General features: G+C 66.3%; 10 protein-coding genes. 7 read left to right on the forward strand and 3 right to left on the reverse strand.

What is annotated here, in order from left to right; genetic code table 11:
• The 4 genes from Q8814_RS20510 to Q8814_RS20525 all read left to right on the forward strand — a co-directional run.
• A partial coding sequence (locus Q8814_RS20510) for an acyl-CoA dehydrogenase family protein (protein WP_330153839.1) occupies positions 1–853 on the forward strand: 853 nt, incomplete at its 5' end.
• A gap of 29 nt (positions 854–882) precedes the next feature.
• Positions 883–2,049 (forward strand): ABC transporter ATP-binding protein, encoded by a 1,167-nt coding sequence (locus Q8814_RS20515; RefSeq protein ID WP_330153840.1) that lies wholly within the window; start codon positions 883–885, stop codon positions 2,047–2,049.
• A gap of 5 nt (positions 2,050–2,054) precedes the next feature.
• A complete protein-coding gene (locus tag Q8814_RS20520) occupies positions 2,055–3,788 on the forward strand; it encodes an ABC transporter permease (RefSeq protein WP_330153841.1) in 1,734 nt (577 codons plus the stop codon).
• Positions 3,789–3,869: 81 nt separating this feature from the next.
• Entirely contained in the window at positions 3,870–4,673 is an 804-nt protein-coding gene (locus Q8814_RS20525) for an SDR family oxidoreductase (RefSeq protein WP_330153842.1), read from the forward strand.
• 14 nt (positions 4,674–4,687) lie between these two features.
• Here Q8814_RS20525 and Q8814_RS20530 read toward each other — a convergent pair whose 3' ends face one another.
• Together Q8814_RS20530 and Q8814_RS20535 are read right to left on the reverse strand one after the other, a co-directional pair.
• Positions 4,688–5,467 (reverse strand): CoA-transferase subunit beta, encoded by a 780-nt coding sequence (locus tag Q8814_RS20530; RefSeq protein WP_330153843.1) that lies wholly within the window; start codon positions 5,465–5,467, stop codon positions 4,688–4,690.
• Positions 5,464–6,384: a CoA transferase subunit A gene (locus Q8814_RS20535; protein ID WP_330153844.1), complete on the reverse strand. Its 921-nt coding sequence runs from the start codon at positions 6,382–6,384 to the stop codon at positions 5,464–5,466. The genes Q8814_RS20530 and Q8814_RS20535 overlap by 4 nt, the downstream gene beginning before the upstream one ends.
• 110 nt (positions 6,385–6,494) lie before the next feature.
• On the opposite strand from Q8814_RS20535, the gene Q8814_RS20540 reads away from it, so the two are divergent.
• Positions 6,495–7,394: a LysR family transcriptional regulator gene (locus Q8814_RS20540; protein WP_330153845.1), complete on the forward strand. Its 900-nt coding sequence runs from the start codon at positions 6,495–6,497 to the stop codon at positions 7,392–7,394.
• A gap of 49 nt (positions 7,395–7,443) precedes the next feature.
• On the opposite strand, the gene Q8814_RS20545 is transcribed toward Q8814_RS20540, so the two are convergent.
• Complete coding sequence (locus Q8814_RS20545; protein WP_330153846.1) at positions 7,444–8,895, reverse strand: MFS transporter; 1,452 nt, start codon at positions 8,893–8,895, stop codon at positions 7,444–7,446.
• Between the two features lie 183 nt (positions 8,896–9,078).
• Between Q8814_RS20545 and Q8814_RS20550 the strand changes: the two genes are divergently transcribed.
• Positions 9,079–10,299, forward strand: coding sequence for a CaiB/BaiF CoA transferase family protein (locus Q8814_RS20550; RefSeq protein WP_330153847.1), 1,221 nt, complete (start codon positions 9,079–9,081; stop codon positions 10,297–10,299).
• 168 nt (positions 10,300–10,467) lie between these two features.
• Positions 10,468–11,098, forward strand: a 631-nt coding sequence (locus Q8814_RS20555; RefSeq protein ID WP_330153848.1) for a thiolase family protein, incomplete at its 3' end; no start/stop codon positions are given.

An 11,098-nucleotide genomic window follows, 5' to 3' on the forward strand; every position in this document is an offset into this window, starting at 1 on the left:
AGCGCTGCTCGCGGGTATCGCGGCAGGGGAGAGCATTGTGGCCACCGTGGTCGCCGCGCGCGACGATGCGTCTGCGCACGGCAGCGTGTTCCGGGCGGAGTCGATCGGCGACAACGTATTCGTTACCGGCAGAGCAGAGTTCGTTGTCGACGGTGACATCGCGGACACCGTGCTGGTGCCGGCAGCCGACGAGTCCGGTGCAGTCGGCCTCTACGCGATCGACGCGTCCGATCTGAGTGTCGAGCGCATGACGACCACCGACGCGACTCGCGTCCTGTCCGTCGTCCACGCGGAGGCTGCTCGGGCCACGCTGCTGGGCGAGGAGGCACCGCTCGACTGGATCCGTGACCGCGCCGTCGTCGCGCTGGCGTGCGAGAGCCTCGGGGTCGCACGGGCGTGCCTGGCCGCGTCGGTGGCCTACGCCGGCAGTCGCGTCCAGTTCGGCCGGCCCATCGGCGGTTTCCAGGCCATCAAGCATGCCCTGGCCGAGGTGGCCGTCGCCGTCGAGCTCGCGGAATCCGCCGTCGCCCATGCCGTGTGGGCAGTCGAGGAGGGCACCGATCACGATCTCGCAGAAGCCGCCGCCATTGCCGCGCTCGCGTGTGGTGATGCCGCGACCCTCGCGACCGAGAAGAACGTCCAGGTGCACGGCGGCATCGGATTCACCTGGGAACACACCGCGCACCTGTACTACCGTCGCGCCCTGAGCTCCGGGGTGCTGTGGGGGAGCGGTGACGACCACGCCCAACGTCTGTACCTGCTCGCAGTTACCGCAGGAGACAGCAGCGGCACATCCACCATCGACCCCACGAGCGAGCCGGCGTCCGCCGAACTCTCCCTCACTGAGTCCTGATCACAGCTCGGTCAGAAAGCGAGAACACCGTGTCCCACGTCTCCGTACGCCAGCTGCTCAAGAACTTCGACGGCAAACCCCCGACAGTGGCCGTCGACCACCTCGATCTCGAGGTCGAGGACGGCGAATTCCTGGTACTGCTCGGCCCGTCGGGCTGTGGCAAGACCACCACTCTCCGTTGCCTCGCCGGTCTCGAACAACCGGCCGGCGGTTCCATCACGCTGGGCGACCAGGTGGTATTCGATCGCAGCCGGGGCATCAACCTCACTCCGGACAAGCGCTTCATCGGCATGGTCTTCCAGTCCTACGCGCTGTGGCCGCACATGACGGTGCGCAAGAACATCGCCTACCCGCTCAAGTCCCGCAAGCTCTTCGATGCCCTCGACAGCGGACGCGTCGAAGAGACCGCTGCCCTCGTGGACTGTGAGCGTCTGCTCGACCGCCTTCCCGCGGAACTATCGGGTGGGCAGCAGCAGCGCGTCGCGCTGGCTCGCGGCCTGGTCTCGCACCCCGACCTGGTGCTGTTCGACGAGCCGCTGAGCAACCTCGACGCCCGGCTGCGTGATCAGGTGCGGGCCGAGCTCCACGACCTCCACCAGCGCAAGCCGTTCACGGCGGTGTTCGTCACGCACGATCAGAGCGAAGCGTTGGCTCTGGGCACCCGCATGGCAATCATGAAGGCCGGCAAAATCGTCCAGATCGGCCCGCCGCGTGAAGTGTTCGAAGAGCCGGTCGACGAATACGTCGCGGGCTTCACCGGCATGTCCAATCGTGTGCCGTGCGAGTACGTCGACGGTCGCTGGTACGCGCTGGGTACCGAGATCCACGGCATGCAGCCGCGCGCCGCTTCCTCGATCGGGTCGTTCATCATCCGGTTGCGCCCCGAGAAGGTCCGACTGGTTACGGACGCGTCCGATCTCCGGCCCGGTGAGGCCGGCATGGCAGTGCACGTCGATGACGTCGAATACGGCGGCCTGCACCTGGACGTCATGCTCTCGGTCGATGTCGAGGGCTCGCGTCGCCGTGAACTGCATGCCCGCGTCTCCACGTTCGATTCGTCACGAGCGCCGCGTGTGGTGTCCCGCGGTGCCCGGATGATTCTCGCGTTCGATCCGGTCGACGGCCGGACCTTCGATACCGACGGCAATGCACTGCCGATGGAACAGCAGGCGCTCGTCGGCGCCTTGGCCGGGTGAGCACGATGGCCACATTGACTCTGCAACGGACCGAGACCCGCGAGCCGGCTCCCGCCGCCCCCGGGGGCCTGCAGAACGAGGCAGTCCGGACCGGTGCGCGCCGCTTGGGCGTCATCGCATTCGTCGCGCTGCTCGCGTATCTGGTGATCGTCCCGATCGTGCGCCTGCAGTTCACCGCGTTCGAAGACGGCGCGGCCGGGTACTCGCGGGCATTCGGTCTCGCACGAATCGGGCAAATCCTCTGGAATACGGTCGGTTTGGCGATCGGCTCACTGGTCATCGCCATGGTGCTGGGCACCGCGCTTGCGTGGGCGGCCAACCGCCTGCCGCGCCGGCTGGCCCTGCTCGAAATCCTGCCGATCCTGCCGATCGTCATTCCCTCGGTCGCCGCGATCGTCGGCTGGGCGTTCCTGCTGTCGCCGCGGCCCGGCTACCTGAACTCCATGCTGCGCAATCTGCCGTGGTGGTCGAATCTCGAAGAAGGCCCGATCGACATCTACTCGATCGAGTGGATCATTATCATCACCGGCTTCTCACTCAGTTCATTCGTCTACATGTTCGTTCGATCCGGATTCGAGAACGTCAACTCGGAGATGATCGAGGCAGCGCAGGTCTCCGGCATGCCGGAGTGGAAGGTGTTCTTCAAGATCACCCTGCCGTTGTTGCGTCCCACTCTCATCTACGGCGCGGGAGTCGCGCTTCTGCTCGGCCTCGGCCAGTTCACCGGGCCGCTGCTGTTGGGCACCAACTCCGGTGTCAGTGTTCTCACCACCGAAATGTACTTCCAGATCAGTGACAGTCCGGCACAGTTCGCCACCGCCGCGGCGCTCGGCTCGCCGCTCCTGGTCGTCGGTATCGTCGTGGTGTTCGCGCAGAAGGCCATGCTCGGTAACCAGCGTCGCTTCGTCACCCACGGTGGGAAGGCGTTCAAGTCGCAGGGCCGGCCGTCCAAGACCGGCGTCGTGGTGATCTTGATGTTCTCGCTGTTCTCGACCGTCTTGCCGCTGCTCGCTCTCGTGTTCGTATCCTTGTCGCGGTACTGGAGTGGAACGATCAGTTTCGATGCGCTGACGTTCGACAACTTCAGCACCATCTTCTCCGGAACGGCGGTCCCCGCTGCCATCGGCAACAGCCTGATGTTCTCCCTCGTCGCCATGGCGATCGTGCTGCCGCTGGGATTCATCGCCGCGAATCTGATCGTGCGCGGTCAGCGTTACCCCGTGTTGCGCCTGGTCGTCGACGTGCTGGTGTCGATGCCGCTCGGTGTGCCCGCGGTGATCTTCGGCGCGGCGTTCCTGCTGACCTACACCCAGGGCCCGATTGTCCTGTACGGAACCCCGTGGGTCGTCATCTTGGTATACGTGACATTGATGCTGCCGTTCGCGACCCGCATGCAACTGTCGACAATGCTCGCACTCGGCGACAGTTACCTCGAAGCGTCGCGGGTGAGTGGTGCGGGATTCATCGCCACCAACGTCAAAATTCTGCTGCCGCTGATGCGTGGAAGTCTCGGCGGTACCGCGGCACTGTTGTTCGTGTTGCTCACCCACGAGTTCACGGCGTCGTTGCTGGTGCGTGCGTCCCGGACGCAGGTCATGGGCACGATCCTGTTCGAGTACTGGTCCAACGGCGGCTACCCGCTCGTCGCCGCCGTGGCACTGGTGATGACCGGCGTGACCGCCGTGGGTGTCGCAGCGGCGATGCTGGTCGGTGGCGCGGACGCGATGAGCAAGATGTAGGTTCGCCCAACTGCCCGGCCGGCCACCGTCGGCCGGGCAGTGCCGTTTTCGACGAAGTTCGACGAGAGAAGCGGAACGACAGTGGAGACAAGCGAATACCCGGAATGGATCCGCGGTGCGGGGGTCGTCGTCACCGGCGCCGGCAACGGGATCGGTCGTGCGCTCGCGCAGCGCTTGGCGGCGGCCGGTGCGCGCGTAGTGGTCAACGATCTCGACACCGATGCATGCCGTGCCGTCGCCGATGAGATCGGCGGTATCGCGGTTCCCGGCGACGCCGCCGGTGAGGATGCGGTGATCGCACTCATCGAGCGGGCGCGACGGGAATTAGGCTCGGTGGACGCCTATTTCGCCAACGCAGGTATCGAAACCGGACCGGTCGACACCGAAGCCGCGTGGGAGCGGTCGTGGAACGTGAACGTGATGGGACACGTGCGTGCCGCGCGGGAACTGGTACCGGAATGGCTCGAGCGCGGTCGCGGACGCTTCGTCGTGACCGCCTCTGCGGCGGGGCTTCTCACGATGCTCGGGTCGGCGCCGTATTCGGTGTCCAAACACGCGGCCGTCGCGCACGCCGAATGGTTGTCGGCCACCTACGGCGACCGGGGTATCACGGTCCAGTGCTTGTGCCCGCAGGGAGTACGTACGAATTTGCTGCCCACAGACGAAGCCGGGTCGGTGATCTTCGAGAACAACGTCCTCGAACCCGGCGACGTCGCGGACGAGGTGATGCGCGCCCTGGCCCACGAGAACTTCCTGATCCTCCCGCATCGTGAGGTCGCGGAGTACTACGCGGGCCGGGCGAGCAACACCGATCGCTGGCTGCGCGGGATGCGCCGGATTCAGCGGCGCATCGACGAGTTGAAGTCGGCTCGCGCGACACGGTGACCGGGCCCGCCCAGTCACCTCAGGTACAGCCGGACCTTGTCGATCTCGTTGCGCAGCAGGTCAATTTCTTGCGCACTGGGCGGATCGGTGACCGTCAGTGCTGCGGACACCTTCAGGTCCCAGCCGGTTGCCGCGCGTACCTGGTCGACGGTGACGCCCCCGTGGATGCTCGTCAGTTCCAGTTCGTCGAACGGACCGGTGCGCGACAGCACGCCGAGGCTGGTGAAGACCTTGGTGACGCCGCGGCCGCGAGGCATGATGCCCACTCCGGCCTCGCGTGCGCGGACCGGACTGGGTGAGGTGCAGAAGTCGAGTTCGGCGGGGAACGCGCTGGGGTCGTGGCGGCGCATGATGACGAAGACTTCGCCGGCGTTGGGCATGATCTCCACGGCGCCGCCACCGCCGGGCAGTCGCACGGTGGGCTTGTCCCAATCGCCGATGACACTCGTGTTGAGGCTGCCGTGGCGGTCGATCTGTGCCGCCCCGAGGAACCCCACGTCGACGTTTCCGCCCTGCAGGACGTACCCGAACAGCGATGCCATCGAGACGACGGATTCGGCTCCGGACACCACGACGGAGTCGGCGATGCCCTCGGCCATCCCTTCCGGATGCGCACCGCACACGCCGGACTCGTAGATCAGTTCCACGTCGGGGTTCGATGTGCGCCGGGCGAGGTCCACCGCGAGGGTGGGCAGTCCGACGCCCGCGAAAACGCGTGCCTTACCCGCAAGCTCGCGGGCCGCGACCGAGACGATCAGCTCGGTGGTCGAGAATGCTTCAGTAGCGATGGTCATTTGCGGCTCCCGTAGTTGACGGTCCCGGAGAATCGTGGTGCGACCTCGAGGTCGGTCCAGTAGTCGTCGCCGAGCTTGGTGAGGTACTCCTCGTGGTCGGCGGTGCCGAGAACCCATTCCTTCAGCCACGTGCGCAGCGCCTGTGGATCCTTGCTGATCGCCGTCCACTCGCGGTAGAAGGCGCAGTCGCGGTCGTAGTAGCCCTGGGCGTACGACGGGTGTGCACCGCGCGGGCACACGACCACGGCGTCGACGGCGTGCGAGGGGATGAGGGTGCGGCTGGGATCGGAGCGGACGGTGTCGTCGTCGACGATCTCCTCGACGACGACGATCGCCCTCTTCGCCGCGTACACGGCCTCCTGCTGCACGCCTGCGATGCCCCAGATCTGGATGTTGCCGGCGCGGTCGGCGCGCTGCGCGTGGATGATGGTGACGTCGGGGTTCAGCGGCGGGACCACGTAGGTGCTGCCTTCGCCGTACGGATCCTGAACGAGCTTGATGTTCGGATTCAGTGCGGGCAGGTCACTTCCGGCATACGAGCGCAGCGGGAAGAAGGGCAGTCCGGCGGCCCCGGCCTGATAGCGGCACACCATGCCGTAGTGGCTGTACTCTTCGACCTCGAGTTTGACGGGGTCGTGTTTCTCGATGCGTCGGCGGATCTCGTACAGCGACCCTGCGGAACCGCTCGCGAAGAACGATGCCACGAGTTTGGAGACGCAGTCGGCGGCGATCATCTGGTCGGAGATGATGTCCGGCGTCATGCGGCACAGTGTGAGGTTGGTGCGCTTCTGCCGGATGATCTCGTGTGCTGCCGCGAACGGGATGAGATGTGAAAAGCCCTCGAGGGCAACGGTCATCCCGTCCTGCACATAGGTCGCGACGGCGTCGCGCATGGTCATGACTTTGTCTGCTGGCATAACGGTCTCCTGCCGCGTCTGTCGTTGTGTTCGACTGTGACACACGCAATAGATGCAGTCCAATACAAAGTATTGCCGCATTTATTGCGGGAAACGCAATAATGGTTCGGGTGGAGATACATCAGATCCGAGCGTTCCTGGCGGTGGCGGAGGAACTGCACTTCGGTCGGGCCGCGCAGCGCCTGCACATCGCCCAGCCGCCGCTGAGCAGAACCATCCGGCAGCTCGAGAAGCGGCTCGGTGCAACGCTGTTCGAGCGCAGCACACGCAGCGTGCAGCTCACCGAGTCGGGGAAGGCCCTCGTCGGGCCCGCTCGCGCGATCCTCGACGCGGTCCGCCTCGCGGAGATGGCGGTGACCGCCGCGGGACGCGGCCAGACCGGCCGGGTACGGATCGGATTCGCGGGGTCGTCGTCGCACCACCTGGTCGGTACCTGGGCGAAGCTGGTGCGACGTACGCATCCCGGAATCGAATTCGTGCTCACCAGTTCGGCATACGCGAGCGAAGTCGTCAACAGGCTGTCGGAGGGCACGCTGGACATCGGCATCGTCCGGCTGCTCTTCTTCCCACCGGGTATCGCCTCGCGGGTCATCGGTCACGAGGACCTCGTCGTCGCGCTTCCCCGAAGCCATGCACTCGCAGCGGCGGCGAGTGTGCGACTGGCCGACCTCGCCGGCGAATCCTGGGTGATGCTCCCCGCCGAGCCGGGTTCCATGCTGCGGGAGTTGCTCCTGCGCCTTGCCCACGATGCCGGATTCACTCCTCGCATCGTGCAGAGCGCTCCCGACTCGCTGTCGCTGGTTGCGCTCGTATCGGCAGAGGTGGGCTGCACGCTGACGGTGTCGTCGGTGGCGCAGCACGTCGTCAATTCCGATGTCGTGTTCGTGCCGCTCGCCGACCAGACCGCGCCGCTCGACGTCCGGCTCGTGTGGCGTGCGGACGATCCGAGTTCTGCTCTCGCGGAGGTTCTGCGGTTGTCCGAGGAAGCCTTGCCGACACCGATGATGTGAGCGGGCCGGCCGACAGCATCGTCGGCCGGCCCGCTCACATCCGTTCCTGCTAGGCGGGAACGTGTGCGCGTGCTGTCCGGACGACGGGGTCGGTCGCGTCCCGTGCCGCGGCCCCGTCGTCTGCGGCGTCTGCGATCTCGGCAGCTGCAGCGTCGCGGCGTTCCAGTTCGAGTTCGTCCGCGTCGGACTGCTCCGCGCTCGACAGCGCCTTGGGGTCGTACCCGGTGCGCTTGAGCAGCAGCAGGGTGCACACCAGCGACACCGCAGCGTAGGCTGCCGCCGCGATCGCGACGCCGGTGACGTCGCCGGACGAATTGAGGATCCACTGTGCGAGCACCGGTGTGCCGCCGCCGACGATGAGCGAGCACAGCTGGTAGGCGGCGGACAGGCCCGAGTACCGGATGTTCGCGGGGAAGGCCCTGGCAAGAAGGCCTGCGATCGCCCCGTAGAACATCGAGTGCGGAATGGTGGCCAGGCACATGCCGATTGCGGCGATGGCGAAGGTTTCGGTACGGATCGCGAAGAACATCGCCGGCATCAGGAACAACTCGGGCACGATCATCAGGCACATGGCCTTGCGCATGTCGATCTTCGAGACGAGCACCGCGCCGAAGGGCTGCACGATGAACTGCACAACCAGGGCGATCGCGATGATGCTGAGGAACGTACCGCGTTCGTAGCCGAGTTCGTTTGTGGCCCAAGACAAGGCAAATGTGTTCTTGAAGTAGGTGACCTGGGCGAGCGGCAGTGCGCCGGCGCCGAGAAGGACCAGCACCCAGTGCTTGCGCAGCACCTCGCCGATCGGGAGCTTGACGGTCTTCTTGCGGGCCAGCACGGCCTTCATCGCGTCCGACTCCTCGAGCTTGAGCCGGATGATCATGCCGACGATGACGAGCAGCGCCGAGAAGATGAACGGGATACGCCATCCGTAGAGCAGGAACTCCGGGGTGGGCATCGCGGCGAGGAAGAAGAACGCCATGGTGGCGAGCAGGTTTCCTGCCGGGGAGCCCTGCTGCGCGAACGCCGAGTACAGGATGCCCTTGCCCTTGGGGGCGTTTTCGCTGGCGATGAGGACGGCGCCACCCCATTCACCACCGACGGCGATGCCCTGGACCACTCGCAGGAACACGAGCAGGGCCGGTGCCCACATTCCGATCTGCGCGTAGGTGGGCAGCAGGCCGATGCCGACGGTTGCGAAACCCATCATGATCAGCGTGATCACCAGCGTGTTCTTGCGTCCGATGCGGTCACCGAGATGGCCGAAGATGATGCCGCCGATGGGCCGGGCGAGGAAGCCCGCCCACAGCGTGACGAACGCGAGCAGCGTGCCGACACCGGCCGAGAGTTCGTCGGAGAAGAAGACCTGGCCGAAGACCAGCGCTGCCGCCGTCCCGTAGATGTAGAAGTCGTACCACTCGATGGTGGTACCGATAAAGGAGGCGATGCCGGCCTTGCGGGCCTTCTTCGCCACCTCGCGTTCGGTGGGGGTGGACGTGCTCATGCCGTCGTCCTCTCTGTGCCTCGGCTCGCGAGAGCGACCCGGTGTGTCCTACGTCTCAGATGAGGGTTGCAGCGTCGAGCTTTCCCGTCCAATACCTAATAGCGCTCCGATTATTAGCGAGAATGCATCAATTCGTCGGGTGGTAGACATACAGCCGACTGCACCGACAGGGAGGACACCGGAGTGCGAGCCCATGTAACAGACCGAAACGCCGCCGATTCGGCCGAGCTGCCGCTCGCGGGTTTCACGGTGGTGAGCCTCGAGCAGGCCGTCGCCGCACCACTCGCGACCCGGCATCTCGCGGACCTCGGCGCTCGCGTGATCAAGATCGAGCGCGTCGGAGACGGCGACTTCGCGCGCGACTACGACAGCGCGGTGCTCGGCCTGGCCGCGCATTTCGTCTGGCTCAACCGCGGCAAGGAATCGTTCGCGGTGGACCTCAAGGCGCCTGCGGGCATCGACGCGGTGAAGTCGCTGGTCGCGGAGGCGGATGTCTTCCTGCAGAATCTGGCGCCCGGAGCCGTCGAGCGCCTCGGCCTGGGTGCGGACGTTCTGCGTGCCGAGCATCCGGAACTCGTCGTGGTGAACATGTCCGGGTACGGCTCCGACGGGCCGATGCGCGACCGCAAGGCATACGACCTGCTGGTGCAGGCCGAGAGCGGGCTGTGCTCCATCACCGGCACGCCCGAGACCGCCGTCAAGACCGGTATCCCCACCTCCGACATCGCCGCCGGCATGTATGCGCTCACCTCGATTCAGGCCGCGCTGCTGCGCCGGCACCGCACCGGGGTCGGCGCGACGATCGACGTGTCGATGTTCGACGCCACCTCCGAGTGGCTCGGTTACCCGATGTACCTGCAGATGTATCAGGACCGGCAGGTGCCGCGCATGGGTCTGGCGCACACGTCGATCACCCCGTACGACAAGTACCCGACCGCGGACGGGGAGATCCTCATCGGAGTGCAGAACGACCGCGGTTGGCGGACATTGGTGACCGAGGTGCTCGGAATGCCGGACCTGGCGGACGACCCGCGGTATGCGACGAACGTCGAGCGGGTGCGGCGGCGCGACGAGGTCGACAAGCTGGTCGGCGACGCGACACGCGGTTACCGCAGTGCCGATCTCGACGAGAAGCTCGCCGGCGCCGGCATTCCTGCGGCCCGTCTGCGCGATCTGCGGGGACTCATCGAGCATCCCCAGCTGAGCAGCCGCGACCGCTGGCGTGAGGTGCAGACCGAGGCCGGCACCGTCCGCGCGATCCTGCCGCCGATGAACTTCCGCGATGTCGAGTTGCCGATGGGTCCGGTCCCGGGTCTCGGGCAGCACACCGACGCGGTGCTCGAGGGGCTGGGCCTGACGGAGGAGCAGATCGCGAGGCTGCGCGAGGCCGGCATCGTCGGCTAGATCCTGGCCGGATATGTACGGCCATTGCAGCGCGGGCGCGCCGCTCATATAGGTGTCGTGCGCCGCTCGCATCGCTGATTCGGATGCATCTGCAGGGCGTAGCGATTGACGTCTCCGCACCGGTCGCGAAAAATGGCCGTACAAATCCTTCGTCAGAGGAGCATGGCCATGACCCGAGCGGCACTCGTCGCCCCCGTTCGCACCGCCGTGGGCCGCTTCGGTGGTTCGCTCAAGGATGTGTCGGCGGTGAGCCTCGCGACGACCGTCGTCAAGGAGACCGTCGCGCGAGCGGGCATCGACCCGGCACGCATCGACGAAGTCGTGATGGGCCAGTCCTACGCGAGCTCCGAGGCTCCCTGCATCGGCCGCTGGGCCGCGCTCGATGCCGGTCTGCCGATCTCCGTCGCGGGCATCCAGACCGACCGCCGATGCGGCACCGGCCTGCAGGCCCTCGTCACCGCCGCGATGATGGTGCAGACCGGCGCGGCCGACGCCGTCGTCGCCGGTGGCGTCGAATCGATGAGCAACATCGAGCACTACACGACCGGAGCCCGCTGGGGCACCCGCTCGGGTGGACTGAACCTCTACGACCGACTCGATCGTGGACGCGAACGGTCCCAGCCGGAATGGCGTTTCGGCAGGATCAGCGGAATGATCGAAACCGCGGAGAACGTCGCGAGGCAATGCGGCATCACCCGGGAGGCCTCCGATGCGCTCGCTGCGGAAAGCCACCGACGTGCCCACGCCGCATGGGAATCGGGCCGTTTCGCCGATGAGGTTGTGCCGGTCGAGGTCAAGG

This window comes from Rhodococcus chondri (genome assembly GCF_036327435.1).
In the GTDB taxonomy this organism is placed as follows: Bacteria; Actinomycetota; Actinomycetes; order Mycobacteriales; family Mycobacteriaceae; genus Rhodococcus; species Rhodococcus chondri.

Excerpts from the sequence above, each read along its gene's own strand:
- Q8814_RS20520 (WP_330153841.1), top strand. The coding sequence starts at position 2,055 with ATGGCCACATTGACTCTGCAACGGACCGAGACCCGCGAGCCGGCTCCC.
- Q8814_RS20530 (WP_330153843.1), bottom strand. The coding sequence starts at position 5,467 with ATGACCATCGCTACTGAAGCATTCTCGACCACCGAGCTGATCGTCTCG.
- Q8814_RS20545 (WP_330153846.1), bottom strand. The coding sequence starts at position 8,895 with ATGAGCACGTCCACCCCCACCGAACGCGAGGTGGCGAAGAAGGCCCGC.
- Q8814_RS20535 (WP_330153844.1), bottom strand. The coding sequence starts at position 6,384 with ATGCCAGCAGACAAAGTCATGACCATGCGCGACGCCGTCGCGACCTAT.